The sequence below is a fragment of the Mucilaginibacter sp. GW822-FHT03E02 genome, assembly GCF_058801545.1.
In genome coordinates, this window is record NZ_JBXANJ010000003.1 from 58,523 (window position 1) to 79,284 (window position 20,762).

At 42.1% G+C, this 20,762-nt stretch carries 12 protein-coding genes; 3 read left to right on the top strand and 9 right to left on the bottom strand.

Annotated features, from left to right (window positions below; all coding sequences use genetic code 11):
* Window positions 1–15 precede the first annotated feature (15 nt).
* Complete coding sequence (locus tag AC1RM2_RS32785; protein ID WP_492989347.1) at window positions 16–525, top strand: GNAT family N-acetyltransferase; 510 nt, start codon at window positions 16–18, stop codon at window positions 523–525.
* A 43-nt stretch (window positions 526–568) separates the two neighbouring features.
* Here the strand turns inward: AC1RM2_RS32785 and AC1RM2_RS32790 are convergent, their stop codons facing one another.
* Window positions 569–1,273, bottom strand: coding sequence for an HAD family hydrolase (locus AC1RM2_RS32790; protein ID WP_492989348.1), 705 nt, complete (start codon window positions 1,271–1,273; stop codon window positions 569–571).
* Between the two features lie 165 nt (window positions 1,274–1,438).
* Here AC1RM2_RS32790 and AC1RM2_RS32795 point away from each other — a divergent pair, with 165 nt between their 5' ends.
* A complete protein-coding gene (locus AC1RM2_RS32795; protein ID WP_492989349.1) occupies window positions 1,439–1,819 on the top strand; it encodes a DUF1493 family protein in 381 nt (126 codons plus the stop codon).
* A gap of 214 nt (window positions 1,820–2,033) precedes the next feature.
* Here the strand turns inward: AC1RM2_RS32795 and AC1RM2_RS32800 are convergent, their stop codons facing one another.
* Window positions 2,034–3,722 (bottom strand): gliding motility protein RemB, encoded by a 1,689-nt coding sequence (locus AC1RM2_RS32800; RefSeq protein ID WP_492989350.1) that lies wholly within the window; start codon window positions 3,720–3,722, stop codon window positions 2,034–2,036.
* 199 nt (window positions 3,723–3,921) lie between these two features.
* Between AC1RM2_RS32800 and AC1RM2_RS32805 the strand changes: the two genes are divergently transcribed.
* Entirely contained in the window at window positions 3,922–6,948 is a 3,027-nt protein-coding gene (locus AC1RM2_RS32805; protein ID WP_492989351.1) for a glycosyltransferase family 117 protein, read from the top strand.
* 237 nt (window positions 6,949–7,185) lie between these two features.
* Here AC1RM2_RS32805 and AC1RM2_RS32810 read toward each other — a convergent pair whose 3' ends face one another.
* Genes AC1RM2_RS32810 through AC1RM2_RS32840 form a run of 7 tightly spaced genes read right to left on the bottom strand, consistent with a single transcriptional unit; the run spans window position 7,186 to window position 20,590 of the window.
* Window positions 7,186–9,777, bottom strand: a complete 2,592-nt coding sequence (locus AC1RM2_RS32810; protein WP_492989352.1) for a BamA/TamA family outer membrane protein — start codon at window positions 9,775–9,777, stop codon at window positions 7,186–7,188.
* 52 nt (window positions 9,778–9,829) lie between these two features.
* Window positions 9,830–12,178, bottom strand: a complete 2,349-nt coding sequence (locus AC1RM2_RS32815; protein ID WP_492989353.1) for a GAF domain-containing protein — start codon at window positions 12,176–12,178, stop codon at window positions 9,830–9,832.
* 20 nt (window positions 12,179–12,198) lie between these two features.
* The gene (locus AC1RM2_RS32820) at window positions 12,199–15,801 is read right to left on the bottom strand and encodes a BamA/TamA family outer membrane protein (protein WP_492989354.1); all 3,603 of its coding nucleotides are present in this window, start codon (window positions 15,799–15,801) and stop codon (window positions 12,199–12,201) included.
* On the bottom strand, window positions 15,794–16,420 hold the full coding sequence (locus tag AC1RM2_RS32825; protein ID WP_492989355.1) for a phosphatase PAP2 family protein: 627 nt from the start codon (window positions 16,418–16,420) through the stop codon (window positions 15,794–15,796). The genes AC1RM2_RS32820 and AC1RM2_RS32825 overlap by 8 nt, the downstream gene beginning before the upstream one ends.
* 4 nt (window positions 16,421–16,424) lie before the next feature.
* Complete coding sequence (locus AC1RM2_RS32830; RefSeq protein ID WP_492989356.1) at window positions 16,425–17,285, bottom strand: SdiA-regulated domain-containing protein; 861 nt, start codon at window positions 17,283–17,285, stop codon at window positions 16,425–16,427.
* A gap of 4 nt (window positions 17,286–17,289) precedes the next feature.
* Window positions 17,290–19,329: a polyphosphate kinase 1 gene (gene ppk1, locus AC1RM2_RS32835; protein ID WP_492989357.1), complete on the bottom strand. Its 2,040-nt coding sequence runs from the start codon at window positions 19,327–19,329 to the stop codon at window positions 17,290–17,292.
* 37 nt (window positions 19,330–19,366) lie between these two features.
* The gene (locus tag AC1RM2_RS32840; protein ID WP_492989358.1) at window positions 19,367–20,590 is read right to left on the bottom strand and encodes a Pycsar system effector family protein; all 1,224 of its coding nucleotides are present in this window, start codon (window positions 20,588–20,590) and stop codon (window positions 19,367–19,369) included.
* Between the last annotated feature and the right edge of the window lie 172 nt (window positions 20,591–20,762).

Consider the following 20,762-nt stretch of genomic DNA (forward strand, 5'->3'; position numbering starts at 1 on the left):
CAAAAACAAAATATTATGCCAATAACCAAAGCAACGCTTACCGACGTAGCCGAACTAAATATATTGATTAACAGCGCCTACCGGGGCGAAGAATCAAAAAAAGGCTGGACTACAGAAACCGACCTTGTTGGCGGTATCCGGATTGATGAGCCGATGTTAATTGATTACCTGAATAACGATGCCATCACCATTTTAAAGTATACCAACGCCGACGGTAACATCATAGGCACAGTATACCTCGAAGTTAAGGGGGATAAGTTATACCTGGGGATGTTTAGCGTATCGCCGGCGCTGCAAAACGGGGGAGTAGGCCGCGCTTTAATTGAGGAAGCCGAAGTTATTGCAAGCCAGCTTGGCCTTCATACAATCAGCATGACGGTAATCCGCAGCCGTAAGGAGTTGATTAGCTGGTATGAGCGCCGCGGTTACGCATTCACGGGCGAAATTCAGCCCTTTCATGATCACGGCCGTTTTGGAGCACCAAAAGAATTGATAGAACTTATTGTAATGGAAAAAACGGTTTAAACGCCTTTCTTCAGCCGGATCAATAAACTGGCCAATGTGCAAACTATCTGTCAGGATCTGAACTTTGTATCGATACTAAAATATCCGCAAGCTTATCGGTCTGCATAAATTTTTCATGACTTAAACTTGTCTCCACATGCTCATGCGCCCAGGTGGTATGGTAGGGTACGTGTATGGCATATCCACCAATATTCAACACCGGCATTACATCCGATTTAAGGGAATTGCCCACCATCATAAACTCTTCGGGATTGATATCGAGGTGTTTTATCAGTTTAATATAATCATCTTCCTTTTTATCGCTCATGATCTCGATATGGTGAAAATAATGCGCCAGGCCTGATTTTTTTAGTTTACGCTCCTGATCAAGCAAGTCGCCTTTTGTAGCTACCACCAGGCGATAATCAGTTTTTAGCGTTGATAACACGTGCTCCACGCCATCCAGCAGTTCAATAGGCTCATTGAGCATCTCCCGCCCATATTGTAAAATAATGTTAATGGTATCAATACCAATCTTATTGTCTGATATTTTTAATGCGGCTTCAATCATGCTCAGGATATAGCCTTTTATGCCGTAACCATAAAGCGGCAGGTTATCAACCTCTACCTTAAAAAGCTCCTTTGAAATATCATGTTCGGGCAAAAAGTCTTCCAGCAGGCTGCAAAACTTTCTCTCTGTATTCTGAAAATAAGGTTCGTTAACCCAAAGGGTATCGTCGGCATCAAAAGCAATAACTTTTAATTTCATGGTAATTGGTAAACTGATTGCAATAATAACAATACCCTGTTAATTATTCATCAAAAAGTGAATTAGGCGCAATTGACAACGTTTTTAATATTTCGGTAACCTTTTTTAAAAAAACTGGTCTCCATGATGCAACCTTTGTTTTTAAAACAACGTCCTATAACCAACATGATCAAAACTATTCAATTAATGGAAGAGATACTGCCCCCTTTAAAAGAATTTATTGTTGATTATTGCAGCCGCTACAAAATTCGCAGCGTAGACCCCGGCAGTCTTTGCCTTGAAACCAGCCTCGACCTCGACCTGGATATTTTTGATATTGAAATTGACCTCTTCCTGGCCGATTTTACTGATCAGTTTAAAATTGACCAATCTAAATTTACCTGGTATAAATACGGGTACCCCAAAGGCTCAACCAGGGTAAGGATGATAAAAATGGTATTTGGGTATAACAGCACCTGGGTAAAACAACTTGCGCACTACTGTTACAAACCCAAATTTAGGGTGCGTAATTTACAGGACGCGGTAATTACCGGTATGCTGGTATAAATACCTAAACTTGATACTTTAATTGTTTTTACGTTGACAATCAAGCTATCATCATGCCTCGGGGAAGTAATATACTGAGGTTAAGATAGGATTGGTAAGTCCGCTATTTTAATTTGTAAACAACTAAGAGTGCTAAAGAAAAAAAATGTAAACTTTTCTCAGGACGAGACATTCAAAAAAATCCTGTAAATCCTGCCAAATTCACTAATCTCGTTTAAAAATCATGATATAAATTCCTGAACGAGCTTCTCAGCCCAAAGGTAACCATCGTTGTTTTATTATCTGCTTTAGCGCTTTTTTCCTGACGGTACAAGCCACTTAATTCAAAACGGAGATTATATTTAGGGTTAATCAAAAATGAAATGGTGCCTTCGGCATAGTAAAGCTGGGTGCTTAGTCCCTGGCCAACGGTTGTGGTGGTAGTTGCCGTTGGTACAAATGGTTTGTTCACTATTTTGCCGTTATTGATGGTGTTGAGCGAATCGGTGCCGTATTTGGCGTAATTTATTTGCCCTTGCAGATCAATCCGCCCAAAAGAGTAGTTCAGGATACCCAAAGCTTCCCTGAAATTTGCGCCATAAGGATGTGCCAACGGATCGCCGTAAAAATTATAGCTGCTTATGGTATTGGCACTTTGATAAGTATACGGTTTAACTGTATTAAACTCAAAAAGGTAATTAAAACGCTTAACAGCAAAAAGATCGGCTCCGCGGATACCCACCTGCACACCATTGGTGTTATCTGCATTATTACCCGAGAAAAAGCTGCCAGCTTTAAACCTATCCAACAATAGCTGGGCATATAAGGCTGTTTTATCCAGAATTTTGTATTTGGCTGTAAAACCGACTAAAGTATTGTCTTTAGGTTGTTGAGATGGCCCCAGTGAACTGGAGAAGAAAATTGGGTTTATCATGTTAGCATCAAAGCCACGCCTGTTGCCGGTTGCATCTGCTTCCGGCGAAATAAGGGCGTTAAAGAAACCAAATGAAACCCGGTTACTCACGTTCCAATCAATGTAATGAAAAAATGCCCATTTGCGGCGGTTGCTGCCAAACGTATCGAATTTTGTTTCTTTCAGGTCTTCAATATAAGCCCAGGCAGCCATATACTGCACATGCTTGCCCAAATTTGCAGTAACTCTTAACAGCGGCATATTTGCGGCATAGTCTGATAGTAATAACGACCGGTAGCCATCGCCGATAAACATTTTATCCTCACCAAGGGTTACATTTACGTTTTTTGTGACGTTATAAGACAAGATCGCGGTGACGTACGACCAATCTGCTGAGTTTTTTGCTATGCCCTGGTAATTGCGCAAATAAGCCTGTCCGGGGATAAAGCGGTTGGCATTTACTACAGTATTATAATACGTAGGGAATTTGGCTGAGTTCTCGAAGCCGCTGGTGAAAAAAGAAAAGTTTTTTCCAACCGTACCACCAAACTGGTAACCACGTGTATTTAAATAATTACTTGAATTTACCGTTAAAGTAGCCAGCTGCCCCTGTGCCGAATAAGTTTGAGACAGGCCACCGGTTTTTGCGCTAAAATCCTTACTCAAGTCCAAATCCAGGATGACATCGCCGTAAAATGTATAATTGGGCCTTTTTACTTCAAAAAGATGTTCGTTTAATAATTTGCGGGTAAGCCAGCTTTTGCGGTTGGGATTTACCCCTACATTCATCACCGAGTCATAGCTATGCTGAATAATACTATCTATCAAAAATGGACGCAGGGAACTGTGGAATGCCGTTTTGGTTGAATAAATGTCGGCATTGAACTTTTGGTACAACTGGTAGGAGTTTGGCAGATAGGTTGACTGCGCCTTAACCCCTTGCACCGAAACCAGGATGATTCCGGCTAACAAAAATGATTTTCTGGATAGAAATTGGTAGATTTTTTGCATCGCAACAAAATAAGTATTATTTATGGTAAGATAAAAATTTTCATTGGCAATAGATTTCAGAGAAAGTCTTTCATTTGGATATTCTTGTTCAAAAAAGTTAATAAATGTTAAATTTGGCACAGGCAAACTGTTTTTTTTAATTACCATTTAAAAATAGTGATATTTGCCCGCGCGATAAAAATCCTTACTATTTATATAAATGCAGTACAAAAAAATCAATAATCTTTTAGGCTGGCTTTGCTTTGTTATAGCTTCAATTACCTACATTTTAACATTAGAACCCTCAGTTAGTTTTTGGGATTGCGGTGAATTTATTTCATGCGCCTACCGGTTACAGGTAGCCCACCAACCAGGGTACCCTGTTTTTGCCATGTTGGGCAAGCTATTTTCATTACTTTCATTCGGTAATAATGCTAAGGTGCCTTATTACACAAACATGGGTTCGGCTATTGCGAGTGGGGCTACTATTATGTTTTTATTTTGGACAATTACCGCATTAGCCAAAAAATTGTTGCTCAACAAACGCGATGAAGAAATTGGCCAAACAAACCTGATATTGATTATGGGTGCCGGCCTGGTTGGCGCATTGGCATTTACTTATACCGATACTTTCTGGTTCTCGGCCGTTGAAACTATCGTATTTGCTTTATCATCACTATGTACTGCTATTGTATTTTGGGCCATTTTAAAATGGGATGCCCACGCCGATGAAAAAGGCGCCGATAAATGGCTGGTTTTTATAGCCTATGTAATTGGTTTATCAATAGGTATTCACCTGCTGAATTTATTAACTATACCTGCTTTGGCCATTGTTTATTTCTTCCGCAGGAGTAAAAATATCAATGTAGGGAACGGAATACTGGCGTTTTTGGCCGGGATAGTTATCCTGGGCCTGGTACAGTATGGTGTTAGGGGATACACCATTAAGTTTGCTGCTTATTTTGACCTTTTCTTTGTAAATACATTAGGACTGGGCTTTGGCAGTGGGGCATTCTTTTTTATGCTCATCATAGTGGCCGCGCTTGTATCGGGTATTATATATAGTATCCGTGCTAAAAAGCCAACGCTTAACCTTGCGTTGTTATGCCTGGCTTTCATTTATTTTGGTTACGGTTCATTTGCGTATATCCCTATCAGGGCAACCGCAAACCCCGATTTAAATAACTCCCATCCCGATAATGCATTTACCCTGTATGGTTACTTAAACCGCATTCAGTACGGCGAAAATCCTTTATTGTTTGGACAATACTACGATGCGCAGGTTACCGAACAAAAGGAGGGAAGCATCATTTATCGTAAAGGAAATACCAAATATGAAAATGCAGGCAAAAAAATTGAAACGGTATATGATCATACTACAATTTTACCCCGCATGTATAGTACCGACCCGCAGGATGTACAGTTTTACAAAGAGTGGCTACGCATTCCTGAAGGGCAGGCGCCAACTTTTGCAAATAACTTAAGCTGGATGTTTACCTGGCAAATGTACCAGATGTACTGGCGTTATTTTTTATGGAATTTTGTGGGCCGTTATAATGATGCTGATGGGCAGCAAAGCATGGTGGCCATTGATGGTAACTGGACAACCGGAATATTTGATGGTGGCAGACATTTGCCAAAATCAGTTACAAGCGCAGTAACCTATACGCCATTATATGCATTGCCGCTCATTATCGGTTTAATAGGTGCTGCTTACCATTTTAACCGTAAAAAGAAAGATGCGCTAATTGTGTTGCTGCTTTTCTTTTTTACCGGACTGGCTATCGTGTTATACGTTAATCAAGCTAATGTGCAGCCGCGCGAGCGTGACTACTCCTATGTGGGCTCCTTTTATGCCTTCGCAATCTGGATAGGTTTAGGTGTTATAGCCATTGCCGAAAGCGCCCGCAAATTTATTGACGGCAGAACTGCCGCTTTAGCATCAACTGCCGTGTGTTTATTGGCTGCGCCTGTGTTGCTGGCCAGCAAGGAATGGGGCAATCATGACCGTTCCACCAAAATGACGCCGCATGATATGGCTTATAACTACCTGATATCGTGCCCTAAAGATGCCATTTTGTTTACTTATGGCGATAATGATACCTACTCGTTATGGTATGACCAGGAAGTTGAAGGCATCAGGCCGGATGTACGCATCGTTAACCTGAGCTTATTTACCGGCGATTGGTATATCCGTCAGATGCAGAAGAAAATGAATGAATCGGAGCCTTTGCCTATTACCATGCCGTATGATAAATATAAAGAAGGTGTACGCGATGCCATTTACTTTAACGACAAGAAATTAGACGGTCCACAGGAAGTAAAAGAAGTTTTCGACTTTATTACATCTGATGATAAAGCTACACAGGTTACGTATGGAAGCGGTGACATGGGCAACTACTTGCCCACTAAAAACCTGAAACTAACCATAAACCCAGACGAGGTGGTAAAAATGGGCGTTGTAACCCCAGATCAAAAAAGCAGGCTTGCAAGCGTAATGGATTGGAAATTCCCGCCAAATTATATTACAAAAGAGAATTTGGCCATATTGGATATACTGGCTCATAATAACTGGAAAAGGCCTATCTGCTTCACTACCACTATTGGTAATGAAAACCTGATTGGTTTGCAGCCATACCTGTATAAAGAGGGTTTTACTTACCATTTAATACCTTTCCAAAAGGATACAACGGTACATGACCAGTTGAGTAAAACAAACACCATGGTGATGTACAATAATGTGATGAACAAGTTTAAGTTTGGCAATTTTAAAACTGCTAAATATCTTGATCACGAATCAACATCAATGTTTTACCCGGTAATGACCACCACTTTTACCGATCTGATTCAAAACCTGATGAAGGAAGGACATAATGACCTGGCCTTGAAAGTACTGCACAAGTACGACCAGGAAATGCCCGATATCAATCCTTATATTGACATAGCCGGCCGTAAAATATTTTTAATACAAATGGCATTTCAATTAAATGATGTAGTGTTGGGTACCAAAATGGCAAACCATCTTGATGAGTATGTAACCGATCAGCTTGATTATAATTATCATTTGTTGACTACAAATGATAACACCCTGAACAAGCGTGATATACAAATTGGTTTACAGATACTAAATGGGGTAACCGATTTTGTAAAAGAAAACAACCAGCCAGCGTTATTTAAAAAATTCGATGGGCAGTTAAAGGATTACGTTAAAAAGTTTGCACCATTATTGAATGATGGGCAACAGTAGTAGCCCCCTCTAAATCTCCTCCGGGAGGGGGAGACTTTTGATTTGTATGGCATAAAAGGAAATTTTTTTAAAAGGAAATTTCCTTTTATGCTTTTACAGGGAGCTTTTTTTTACGTTCATTGTTTTTATAGATTGTTTGTTTTGCGTGTAGTTGGACAAACCAAACCTCAACCAGCAAACGTCAATCAATATTGGGGTTATCAAAAACAAAAATGAAATAACGGAAAATCAGTAAGCTTAAAACCGCAATCCAATAGTAATGTAAGGCAACGATCCTTCTTTTGAAAAGCCCATCACGGCCTCAATTAATACCAGCTGGGCGGGGATAATATAAAATCCGCCGCCGTATCCATCATGCCACTGATCTGATTTTTCGCCGGGTACCCAAACGCGGCCTACATCGTTAAAGCCGATAATGCCCAGGGAACCGGGTAGGAGGTACGATGTAAAATCCAACACTTTAAGGCGTAATTCCAGATTGTTATAGGCGATGGATTTGCCCGTAAACCTGTTGGTGTGGAAACCACGAAAATTTTGCGCTCCACCAAGTTTCATCAACTGAAAATACGCGGCATCGCCAACGGTAGTGCCAAGACCGGTTCTGTTGGCTATTACTAATATCGAATCCCTGTCGGGATTGAAGTAAAAACTAAACTCCGACAGGATTTGCCCGTAGGTGTTGTGGCTGTTTTTGCTTAAGCCGGTGTAGCCGCCAATGGTAGTATTCCATAAAATGCCTTTGGTGGGGATGGTTGCCTTGTTGCGGGTATCCAGCCGGGCACTGGCCAAAACACCGGTGTAAAATTTTGTGCCAAATACATTCTGATCTGGATTGGCCTGGTTGTAGCCATTTAAAAAACGACTGGTATTATTTGATGCACTGCTGTTATAATATTGGCCGGCTATGCCCTCACTAAACTGCCAGTTATTATTTGTTTGACTAAGAGATACATTGGCGGTAACAAAATCGTAACGGTTACGATAGTAGCTGATCTCCTTATCACCTTCGTTTTCAAAAACGGTATTGTTGCCTATACCAAAAAAATTACTGAGGTTATGTGGGCCTAACGATTTGATATTAATACCCAGATCATTATTACCTATAGCTTTTTTCCAATCGGCCGCGTAGGTAAGCATGAATGATTGCCTGCCCAGGTTATAATTCACAAGGAATTCATCACGGAAGGCATAAGGTTCTTTTCTGAAACCGTGCTTTTCCCATGATAAACCGGCTATCAATGAAATCCCTAAATCCGGGCTATAATTGGCCAGTATGATAGGCTCAAACCTGTCAAATTTAAAACTCTTTTTATCGTACTGATTTACTGCCGTATCTGTTGATGTACGAATCTTCGCGTCGGCCGATGATGGTAACTTATTTTGCTGATCGGACCTGTCATACACATACAAACTGCTTCTATTGTGCAGATTCTTATCTACATAAAAACTATCCACCCCATCACCACCAACCATGCGCGCCTTTATAGGCGATGGATTGCTACCGGTAACTGCAAACTGATCGTCGCCGGCGAAACCGTATAACCTTACCTCTTGGGTTACATCCGGTTTAAAGGTGCGTTTGTAGGTTATTTTATCAACACTTCCATCTTTTTTGATCTTATTAATGGTAACAGTAAGGTTGCCTCCGGCTTCACTGTTAATGGTAAACTTGTCGGTTTTATCGCTTGCAGGTATCTCTACCTGTTTGGCTATAAAACGGTAGTATTCCATGGCCTGCTTATCCAGTATGTTCCTGCGGGCAATCATTTTGCTGATAATTTCGGCACCCGAAAGTTTGAATATGGTATCGGGCATTCGTTTAACCGCGCTTTTTATCAGGTTATCGGTTAACGTATTTTGGACAAAGACTATCTGTTCTTTCCAATCCTCTTCGCTTAGGGCATTCAGGAAATAACGGTCAAAATACCGGGCGTTAAAATTCCAGCCGTTGATGTCCCTTATTTCGCCACTGTAACCCTGAAATTTTGATTTGAGCCATTGGTGCGCTACTATCCACGGAAACAGCCCCGAAGTTTTGTAGTAAACCTGGTCGCGATCACGTGGCACGGGTTCATAAGTGGTTCCTTTTTCACCTCCCAGTTTCTCCCAGCGCCATTGGTCTTCGTGTCTGTCCCAATCGCCCAGCAGCATATCCAGCAGGCGGGCGCGCAGCACGGTTTTTTCATCAACCCGGTTATCATTGTCTTCCTGCAGTTTACGCTGCACCTTATCGGTGTTGTCGGTTTTTTCGGCATCCAGCGGTTCGCGCTCTTCAAACAAGAAAACCTGGTTGGCAAAATCCTTGCGATAATCGCCCAGGGCAGTATCATCGGGCATGTAAACAATTTCGGGGTTGGAGTGGGGGATGCCCAGTGCCGCAGCCAATGGCGGCACGGTTAAAGCCGAGAAGGGATGCGCGGCAGATACCTGGTCTTGCAGGATATCCTTGGCTACTGTTGGCCGCAAGCTTGGCGGTAACCCTTTTTCGGGATATTTCTGGATGGTTCTTAATACCCATTGCTGTCCGGATGGGTCTTGCAGGCGTAACGACTTGGTTTGCTGGCCGCCGCCTTTTTGCAGGATTTTTAAGCCGCCTTTTTCAGTCTGAATATGAAAAATGCGTAGTTTTACCGGGGCTGCCCACAACTTACGGTAATTTTCGCCAAGGAAAAAACGATGGGTGCCGCTCGCCTTATTGTATCCGGGCTCAATAGCCAGCTTAATGCTATCGCCTGGGGCTTGCGCAAAAGCGGGCATTACTCCTAATGTTGCTAATATCAGCAGCAATAAACTTTTGGCCGGTCTGTTTTTTAGGTATGTATTTTTCAAGGTGATAAGCTAATAACGCATAGTACACAATAGTTTAATACACCGTTTTGTTTTATGATTTAAAATCATAATTTACCCCAACCCTCAAGGCTTTTAGACCGGTAACACCCTGCAATTCCTCCAGGTCAAGGTATTCAAGATCATTGTTTAAGATATGCGAATCCTGCAGGTATTTAATGTATTCATGGTATTCTGTTGCCTCGTTGGCGTTAAAATATACCATAGCAATTTTGCCCGGCTGGGTAAGGCGCTCAACAGTGCCAGCTATCAATACTTTATCAATACGTTTTTTAACTACTTCGTACCTGATGTTATAGGCGCCTTCCACATCAAAACGACGTTCGTCATTCCTGAAACTGATCTGGATAGGGTTTGAGTGGATAAAAATCAGCTGGGTTGTTTGCAGTGGATGCGAGATCTGGTCGATTAAAGAGCTGGTGATCCTTGCTATTTCCGCCATCGACCTTAATTGCCACAAACGGATATTTTTTAAATAGAGCAAATCAAAAACCCGGCTGGGGGCAATGGACTGCCCTATGTAAATGTCATATTCAACACCATCCGTTCTGAATTTTTCAAAATAACAGGGATATGATTCCTGTACTTCATCCTGCGCCACTTCCAGGTAATGGTTGATGCTGTTGTTGATAAGCTGCATGGAATTTTCCAGGTTACGCCTGTTGGCGAAAGAAAGTCCTGTATCTTCAGATAATGCGGCAAAATATTTATCAATTACCGGTTTTTCGTCGGGATAGTTCTGCCTGAAATGTTCCAGGAATGGGTTTAGTTCATCTTTTACAAAACCATCCAGCGTAAGTTCGTCGTTTGTGGTGATAAAACCGCTAACTTTTTGCAGCCATTCATCGCATTTAAATACCAGGTTATCAATAAGGCGCAAGTGGATGTGTTTTTTTAAAGTGGTAAGGGTTTCCATAACCAGCGTAAGGAATGCCTTTAAATCGTCCTGTAAGGCGGTGTTGCGCTCGACGGTGGAATTGCGAATATCTATTGCGCCAAATAAGGGGTAAACGTTGTCAAAAACAACTGTTTCTATCTCCTGGTTCTTACGCCTTTTATTGCCTTCTTTAAGATATTCCCAGGCCACCTCGTTAAATTTCCACTGAACAGACGGCTGAAGCGACGTAAATTTGTCTTTAATTACCCGCTCGATGCGGTCATTAAACTGATCGATGCTATTTTGGAGTAATTGCGCTATCAGGGGCATAGCGGTTTGCAGCTTTGATAACAGCTTTTCATAAAACGCTATTTCCTTGTAAGCATATACTTCAAGGATGCCCACATTTTTTTTATTGTAGTAAACAGGGAAAATACCGTACGATTTAACGCCCGATTGTTTCAATACCTTCAAAAAAGGATATTTTGTGGTCTTTTCGTCGTTAATGAAATTAAAAAATATGGGTTTGGGGTTTCTATTGTAGTCATCAGCAATGGCTACAAAGGTTTCCTCGGCCAGGTCATATTCTTTTGCCACCGACATCAGCACGCTTTGAGAACAGTCATCTGTATCAAATATTGGATGGTTATTTACGGTTAAAAAAGGCATCAGCCCAAACTCAATGGCCGGATCTTCAGAAAGGGTTTTTAACGAACTGATGATATGTTCATATTGTTCGGGTTCGTTGCTGGAATGGTTAACCAATTCGTTCCTGATACTTTCCATAGCATGCGGCAGTGTAACATCGGTTAAGGTAATTACAGTGAAACCTTCAAATTTAAAATTTGATAATGGCAAAAGCCTTTCAAGTACATCAACTCCCTCAAAATCATTAAGATAAGGCTCAATAACCTCCAGGCTCAAAACAGGCAATTCGCCTTTTAATACCACATTTACAAATTCCGAATTTGTAAAAATGCTATAATAACGGGTAAGTTTGGTATCGGGATCTATGTAGCTGTAAAGCAGTTCATTACGCAGTATTGTACTAAACCCATACATCCGCTCCAGTATCAGGTTATAAATAAAGCGCTTCTGCCGCTGGGCAAATAACTCCTGATCGGGCATATTCATACCATACAGGCCAGAATGGTGACTGGAATGAAATTCAAAAAAAGCATCGGTGCTGAAAAATATTTTTTCGGGCACGGCAGTACTCAAGGCCCAAAAAAACTCTTTTTCATTTAAAATAGGTGGTGTAAGTATACTGTAAATCAGTTCCAGCGTCCCCCTGTACATTTCGGCATAATCGGGGTTCACCTCCAGATCAATACACAAGTCTGTTTCAAACTTATTGAGTACGTATTTATAAAACTCCGATTTAAGGGTCTTTTCTGTTTTTACACGCTCCTGTAAATGCGCTACAAAAGGATCAAACGTAAGGCAGGTTTCTACCTGGCAAACATTGCAATCATTTTTACTTATGTTGAGTACTTCGGTGTGCATTTTTTGTAAATTACCTTAAGTTAAAACCTGAAAGCCGTTGATAAATAAGGATACCAACCCTCTTCAGAATGCCCGGCCACGATTTTTATAACCGCTAATTTGGCTGGGGCAATATATAAGCCGGCGCCGGTACCATTGTGCCATTTATCAGAATGTTCGCCATTTTCCCAAACGCGGCCAATGTCATAAAAACCTACCAAACCAGCCTGCCCGGGTACAATATAACTTGCAAAATCAAACATTTTTAAGCGCAGTTCCAAATTGTTATAAAAACTATATTGACCGGCAAAGCGGTAAAGCCTGTAACCTAATAAGTTATCCTGTCCGCCTAAAAACAACGATTGATAAAAGGCGGTTTTACCAATGGTTACACCTCCGCCTATTCGCTCGGCCAGCACAATGGTGCCGTTGGTATTTAAGCTTTTATATAATGCCGCCTGTGGTATCAGTTGTATGAACGAGTTTGAATTACTATTTAAGCCAGTGTACCCCTGCAATTTAACATTTACATAGCTTCCCCAGGCAGGTAGTATCTTATTGTTACGCAAATCGCTGGTAAAATTAAAAATCGCACCTGCAAAAAGTTTCCGCTGATCAAAGGTATAACTATCTGTACTATTGGTGAGTAACGGGTTTGTAATTAAACGTCCTGTATTGTCAGCTGCATTTAAATTATAGTACTGCAATGATGGCCCAACGGTTACCGTAGTGCCACGCGAGCTATGCCATGTTAAAGCCGGATCGAACTGAACGGTGGTGAAACGCGTACGATAAAACTTTTTGTAATTCCCGGTTTTATCAAACACGGTTTCGTTACCCCGGCCAAAAAAGTTAATATTTTCCGGTGAATTGGCCTGAAATTGCAATAACAGGTTAGCATTGCCAACAGCTTTAATCCACTCGCCGCTGTAACTGGCCCTGAAGGCTTTTGTTGAAAACGAATGGCTCAAAAACACCTGCTGTACATCGTTATGCGGGAATTTACGAAAACTATCCTGGTGTGTATACTTAAACCCAAGTCCCAATAAAAAACCTTCATCGGGGTTTATCTCGATATTGGCCATAGGCATGGTAACGTTTGACAGGTTTACGGCCATGTACGAAATATTGGCGCTATCGGCCGAGAAATACTTATGTACCCTGCTGCTATCGCCCGTCAATTTCAACGTACCGGGGTCATAAATCTGCACTTTGTTTTTTGAACGTATAATGTTGTAATCTTTCACATCAACACTATCAACAAACCGGATCTTTATGGGCGACGTGGCGTTATTTAAAACAACTTTATCGGCCCCGGCACCCAGGTAAATCCTTATCTCTTTGGTAATATCGGGCATAAAATTGATATTCATCAACGTATCCCGCACTTTACCGCCACTGCTGATTTTGTTGATGGTGATATTTAATCCATCGCCGGGGATATCTTTAATGTTAAAGAGCTCATTTTTTTTTGAGGTGTGGATCTCGACAATTTTATTGCTGATCTTATAAAATTCCTCCATGGCGGCCGGGATATTTGCACGGCGTTCCTTTAGTTGTTTCAACAATACATCATGCCTTAATTTATAGGCAGATGCGGGTAACCGGCGCAAGCCGGCTTCTAAAACCTCGTCAGTTTCGGCAGCCACAAATTCATTAACAATGCGCGTCCAATCTTCGTGATTATATTTCATCCCCGGAAACAAATCGGCAAACATGCTGCTCCATAAGGAGTAATATATGTTTTTAATTTTCCCGCCAAAACCCTGCAAATCAGGCTCCGCCCATTCCCTTGACGCTATATAGGGGATAATGCCCTGGTTGGTATACATTGCCTGGTCGCGGTCGCGGGGGACGCCGGTATAATAAATGCCTTTATCGGTTTTGGTGCCTTGCCAGCGCCATTGGTCGCCCCGGCGGTCCCAATCGCCAATTAGCAGATCCAGCAGGCGGCCGCGTAAAAATGTTTCGGCATCTATCCTGTTATCGTTATCCTTTAACATGGTGGCTACCATTTTTAGCGAATTATCTGATTTTCCGGTAGGCTCGCGCTCTTCAATAAGCACTGCTTTGTTATCAAATACCTTGTTAAACTTACCCAGTTTCTCATCGGGCGACATTACACCGATTTGCGGGTTGGTATGCGGCACATGCACGGCATCGGCCAGCGGGGGCACTATCAATGCGGAAAACGGATGCTGGGCACTCATGGCATCATTTACCCAGTCGCGGGCAAAAGTTTCCTGGAACTCCGGGGGTAACAATTTTTCCGGGCTTTTTTCAACGCTGCGGATAACCCATTCCTTGCCGGTTTTGTCAATTAAACGCAGTGAGTGTGTTTGAAAACCACCGCCCAGCTTCTCGGGCGTCAACCCTCCCTGAAAGGTGGCTATATTGATAACCGGCAGTTTGGTATCGGCAGCCCATTCCTTACGATAGTTTTCGCCAAATAGTAAACGATGAAATTTACTTACACTATCATACGATGGATGTACTTTAATCACCAGGCTATCGGCAGTAATTACTTTAAGCTGGTTTGCCGCTAAGGGTTTCACCGGTGTGTAAGGCTGGGGATAAACAAACGCTTGTTTTACCCCGCTTTCACCATCAATATAGTAGGTAAAACGCATGCTGTTATCAGCGAGCACATCGGCTATCACATATCCCTGGGTAGCATCGGCAAACAGGGAGTTTTTGCCCTTTATTGCATAGGTATGCTTGGCGCCTGCGCCGCTTACCACCTGTAGCTGATCGTCTTTTATAAATTGAAGGCCATGTTCATGCCCGGCCACGTGGATTACATTTGGGAAATCTTTAAACACGCCATCTATCCGTTTCATCATATCCTTGTATAAAGGGTGGTTTAGGTCCTCCGGGTTTGGAAATGACGATCGCAAAAAGGGATACAACGACCCTAACACAGGCAACGGAATAAGCAGATTGCTGTTTACAGCCGTCAATGGGAAAATGTGATCCTTCAACGAAAAATAGCCGCCATGAGTGCCATAGCTCTGAAACGGATGGTGCGATGCCAGCAGGATAACCTTATTGCGGTTCCGGCTCAGAATTTGTTCAAATTTGTCAATAATATCTTCTTTGGTTTTACAATCGCACTCGGCGGCATCATTTGCTTTGCTGTACTGGTACAGCCACCATTCGCTGTCAAAAGCTATAACTGTGAGATTATCGCCCAGGTTTATTTCTACAGGGTCTGGACAGCCATTGGCGGGCACCATTTTTAACAGGCTATCCTGCTGCTCTTCTAAAAACGCCCATTCCCTTTTTATTTTAGCCAGGCCTTGCGGCCCCATTTTATCCCAATCGTGGTTGCCGGGTAAAAAGTAAACCGGTGCGCCATTGGCCCGCATAGGCTGATATTGCGATTGAAGTATCTTCTGGGTTTGCTTCTCTTCGGGGCTGCCGGGCAAGCCCATTCCCCTTGGGTAAATATTATCGCCAAGGTACATCACAATGGTTTTGTTTTTGATGATGTTGGCTGCCGCGTGTTTTAAAACCGCGTTTTGCTGCATGTCCATTTCGCCCGCATCGCCAATAAGTATCACCCGGTATTTTACCGAATCCTGGGCGAGTAGGTTAAGGCTGCCCGTCAATGTTATCAGTAGCAGAAGTAATTTTTTAATCATGGCCTTCATGAATTACAGTATGCTTTTTAAATAGTTTTTGGTTAAGCCAATGGCCTGCATATGCAGTGCCGATACCCACCGCGGCACCCGCAAGCACATCAGATGGATAATGCTTGCCCAGGTACAAGCGCGAATATCCGACAGACGAAGCCCACAAATATGCAGGCACCGTTACGTACCACTTATGATATTGCATGGATATGGTAGCCGCTGTAGCAAAAGCAAGACTGCTATGGCCCGACGGAAATGACTGCCCGTGCGTGGGTGAAGTCACAAATACATCATTGGGGTATCTATCTGCGGGACGCGTGCGGTTTACGCTCATTTTAACAACGTAGGTAAACAATTCGGTAGCCCCCAAATTAATCACCGCCTCTAAGCCATTTTGTTTTGCGGTTTGGTTGCCGCTTGCCAACCCATATATCAACGTACCGAAAGAAGCGGCTCCCGCTACGTAGTAGGCCGATGTACTGGTGGTACGCCAATAGCCAGACGTTGGGTTTTGTGGATTGACACTTTTTAAAATATCGATATCCGCATTTTGAGCGTAGCAAAACTGAAAACCTGTCAGGTTGATTAATATAGATAATACAAACAGTAGTTTTTTTCTCCCGGTCATCAGTTTATTTGGTATAATTAAATTTTAAAATATTTCCTGCGCTTGTCTTGCTGCCCTCGTTTGAGATATAAAGATTGTATTGATTGTCAAATGCAATTCCTTCGGGCTGGTTAAAAATGGCGGGATCTAAACTGTAAACCGCCTTCACATTCCAATTGCTATCGGCAACCACCAGCATTTTGTTAACTGATGATAAAATATACCATTCGTTGGTTTTGCTGTTTTGAGTTAATGCCGATGGATGGAAATTGATCTTCTTTTTACCGGTTATCTTTTCAATTGTTTTTACGTCTACCCTAAAACTGCCGCTTTGCTTAAATGTGCCATCGGCCTGTAAAGTTAAAATAGTACCGCTGCTGCTTTTTGCGGTATTGTCATCGGCACAATGCTTACATAATAGGTATACCAGGCCGTTTTTCTCATCGGCATGCATCCCTTCATATTCGCCATTGGGTAATAATCCTTCTAACTTTTGCACATCCGTGATTTCTTTATTCCGTACCTGGCTAAACGGGAACGTAAACAATACTCCATCGCTCCGCAGCATAATTACCTGGTTATGGCAAATGGCTATATCCTCGTAATCGCCTTTTTTACCAAATTTGCTGTAGTTAACCTGCTTATCGCCCAGTTTTAGGTAATAGATGTTCCCGTCTTCGTCCTGTTCGGCATAAACAGAATCGCTTTTGCCGTTGTTAAAGGCTATACCAGATACTTCAAGCAGGCCATCGGGCATGTAATATTTGATAGGTTTGTTGAGGTTGTATCCAGTGGGGCTATCGTAACCTGGTGTACCTGTTTTGTTGGCACAGGAGATGCTTAGCAACATGCCTGCTACAATAACACCCATTAATGTGTTGCGCATATCCTTAATCATTAAGCTTCGATTTTAAAAATTCATAAATTGCTTTTTGCGATTGCACCAAAGGTGGTATCGGCTGTATGCTGATGTTCTGCAATTGGCTGTCAAGTGTAACGGCCTGTACGTTATCATTAAGCTGAAGGTTTATCAACTGCAAAACTTCCGCCTTTATATTATCATCATAAACCGGGAAACAAACCTCAACACGCCTGTAAATGTTCCGGTTCATCCAATCGGCCGAGCCAAGGAATACCTTTTCGTCGCCGTTATTGTGGAAGATAAAAATCCGGCCATGTTCCAGGTAACGGTCTACGATACGCTTTATGGCTATATTTTCGCTCATTCCTTGTACACCGGGTATCAGGCAGCAAATGCTGCGTACTATCAGCGAAATTTTAACACCAGCCCGCGAGGCTTCATAAAGTTTGGCTATTAGTGTACGCTCTTCCAGGTTATTTAATTTTATGGTGATGGATGCAGGCAGGCCTTGTTTTGCGTTGGCAATTTCCTGGTCAATTAACGCTAAAAAGCGGTCCTGTAAATTAAACTGAGCTACCAGCAGGTGCTTAAAATCAATAGGATATCCGTCTGCCGATTTTTTTCCCTTTGCTAAAAACATAAACAACAATTCCATTTCCCGCAGTAACGATGAATTGGCCGTCATCATGATATGATCGGTATAAAACGCAGCCGTGCTTTCGTTAAAATTGCCGGTAGCAAGCAGGCCTGAATATTTGTCGCGGCCATCAACCTGCCTTTTTACCAATGCAATTTTGGCGTGCACTTTTAATGCGGTATTACTGTAAATAATATCCACACCGGCAGCTTTCATTTTTTTTGCCCATTTGATGTTGTTGGCTTCATCAAAGCGGGCTTTCAGCTCAACCATAACGCGCACCTTTTTGCCATTGTTAGCAGCACTTATTAAAGCATTTACAATGCGCGAATCACTGGCCACCCGGTACAAGGTAACAGAGATTTCCCTGACCGAAATATCGGTAGCGGCCTCATTAAAAAAACGAAGAATTGTATTGTACGATTGATAGGGCGTATGAAAAATATAATCCCGTGTTTCGATATGGTCAAACAACGATCCTGCATCGCTCACGTGGTACCCCACCAAAGGAGACCAGCGTGTGTAGCGTAACGATGGATTATTAACCGGCAAACCCGATAAGTCTTTAAGGTTATGGTACATGCCACCTTCTACCACGCTTGAACTTTGCAGGTTAAATTTATCGGTTATAAAATGCAGGGTACGTAAAGGCACACCGGGCTGGTGCAAAAAGCGGGTAGCAATGCCCAGGTCGCGTTTTAATAGTTGTTTTTCAACCTGTTCAGATAAGTCTCCCTGGTATTCGTCATCCAGGTCAAGTTCGGCATCACGGGTTATCTTAATGCTGTAACAGCCTGTAAGCACCTCGTTTTTGAATAATTTATCCAAATTATGCCTGATGATATCATCCAAAAAAACAATGTATTGCCTTCCATCTGTATTAACGCTGTAAAACCGGGGCAGCTGGTTTGATGGAATGTTAAGGATTACATTGCGCTCGGTTTTGTTTTCAGCTTGCAGGCTTACCAAAAAGTACAACCGGTTATTTTCGGGAAAAAAATTCTTTTTAGTATCAGCCAGGTCTATCGGTTGTAAAAAAGCCATAACCTGGCTGTAAAAATAGTCGCTTACTTTATCCGCAATTTCATTGGGTATCGGTTCGTTAAAAAGCAGGGTGATTTTTTGGGCTTTTAACAAAGGGACAATCTCAGCGGTAAAAACCTGTCCGAATTTTTGTTGCTGATGGCCTATCAGTTCCTGGGCTTCCAGCAATACATCCTCTTTTTCGCTGTTACCGTGTTTGGCGAGGTTATGTAGGGCAAGTAATACGGGCATCCGCACCCGGTAAAACTCGTCCAAATTGGACGAAAATATGGAGAGAAAATTTACCCTTTCCATCAATGGCAAGGTTTCTTTTCCGGCTTCCATCAAAATCCGTTCATTGAAAAGCAGCCAGCTTAAATCCCTGTCAAAAAATGAGTAATGATCCATAGGTAGATATATTTGTAACGGTATAATGTTTACCGCGTTAGATCAGTGTTGAAATAATGAACGCAACAACGGAAATGATAAGGCCGAACATGAATACATTGTATGATGCCCGCAACAACCGGTATTTTTTCCCCAATACAACACCTTGCGAATAATTATCGCGGATGAGGCTGCCGTACAGGAAGTCGCTGTCGTCCATCATTTTAACCATACCCTCGCTGTATTTTTCGAGCGACATGCGGTAAAAATTACCAAAAAATAAAAGGTTAACGGTTTTATTCTCGATATCCTCATGTGTAAATACCCCATTAGGTATCGATGGCCGGGTTGCCAGTATAGAAAAGGTGATGGTGAGCAGGCTTACCCCAAGCAGCATAAAGGTTGGCACCAGCAGGTTTGAGTGTTCATCAATTTTGCGCAGCACCAAACTAATAATAGCCGATAGAATGATGGAATTTACCGTAATCATGATATGAGCCTTATTGTCGGCCATATCGCTCAACCGCTGGTGATTGCTTGAGCTAATGCGAAACATGGTCTCGATACCGCGCTCTGGTTTATCCGTTTTATGCTTTTTACCATGCTTTTCGGTATCAGCCTTATCATCTTCTGTGTCAGCCACAACACCTTCTTCGGCCAGGGCTATTACAGGCGTTTTGTCTTTTACCAATGCTTGTTTGCCTATCAACTTATCCAGGTTTTTTTGCTGCTGATCGCCAAGCAGCAGGCGGCAGTAATCAGTAAAATACTGGTGCGATTGCAATAGTTCGATACTCTTTTGACGCCACTCGTCTTTATCAAGTACAATGTTTTTTACCTTTTCAATTTCTTTACGCACCAATTTACTGCGTTCGTTAAAATCGTCGGTTCCTAAATGAAAAAGATCGGCATCACATATAATTTCCTGTAACAAACCAACGGGTTTCTGTGGCATTTCGGTAGCCATAATACAGCCTTTTACTTTTTCAATTACCGCATCGGCTACTTTTAGCTGTTTAAGCTCGTGTTCGGCTATGCTGATGCTCTTTGCTTCGTGTTCGGCTTTATCAGTAAAATATCCTGTATCATGAAACCACGAGGCAGCTACCACAACAAAAAAATCCTCATCGCTAAGCTGGTAGTGGTTGGCAATTTTTGTAGCAGCGGCTACAACATCTTTGGTATGCTGAAGGTCGTGATAAATTAAATTGGGGTCCTGGTAGGCATCAAAATAGGATATAACGTATTTCTTTACGTCTTCTAATAACTGTTGAAATTTCATTGGCCTGTGTAATTATTTAATCAAATTTATTCTAAAAATCTCTATTTGCTGTTGATTTAATGTTATAAGCTAATTATTACTAATAACTGACCGAACAGCACCTCTTCAATAATAGTCAAAAATCAATAAGCTAACCAGATGTGTCGAATAAAAATATCGATTCAATAGCGAA

Bases quoted from the DNA above. Each gene is read 5' to 3' on its own strand.
- AC1RM2_RS32785 (WP_492989347.1), top strand. From the start codon at position 16: ATGCCAATAACCAAAGCAACGCTTACCGACGTAGCCGAACTAAATATA.
- AC1RM2_RS32790 (WP_492989348.1), bottom strand. From the start codon at position 1,273: ATGAAATTAAAAGTTATTGCTTTTGATGCCGACGATACCCTTTGGGTT.
- AC1RM2_RS32795 (WP_492989349.1), top strand. From the start codon at position 1,439: ATGATCAAAACTATTCAATTAATGGAAGAGATACTGCCCCCTTTAAAA.
- AC1RM2_RS32800 (WP_492989350.1), bottom strand. From the start codon at position 3,722: ATGCAAAAAATCTACCAATTTCTATCCAGAAAATCATTTTTGTTAGCC.
- AC1RM2_RS32805 (WP_492989351.1), top strand. From the start codon at position 3,922: ATGCAGTACAAAAAAATCAATAATCTTTTAGGCTGGCTTTGCTTTGTT.
- AC1RM2_RS32815 (WP_492989353.1), bottom strand. From the start codon at position 12,178: ATGCACACCGAAGTACTCAACATAAGTAAAAATGATTGCAATGTTTGC.
- AC1RM2_RS32820 (WP_492989354.1), bottom strand. From the start codon at position 15,801: ATGATTAAAAAATTACTTCTGCTACTGATAACATTGACGGGCAGCCTT.
- AC1RM2_RS32825 (WP_492989355.1), bottom strand. From the start codon at position 16,420: ATGACCGGGAGAAAAAAACTACTGTTTGTATTATCTATATTAATCAAC.
- AC1RM2_RS32830 (WP_492989356.1), bottom strand. From the start codon at position 17,285: ATGCGCAACACATTAATGGGTGTTATTGTAGCAGGCATGTTGCTAAGC.
- ppk1 (WP_492989357.1), bottom strand. From the start codon at position 19,329: ATGGATCATTACTCATTTTTTGACAGGGATTTAAGCTGGCTGCTTTTC.
- AC1RM2_RS32840 (WP_492989358.1), bottom strand. From the start codon at position 20,590: ATGAAATTTCAACAGTTATTAGAAGACGTAAAGAAATACGTTATATCC.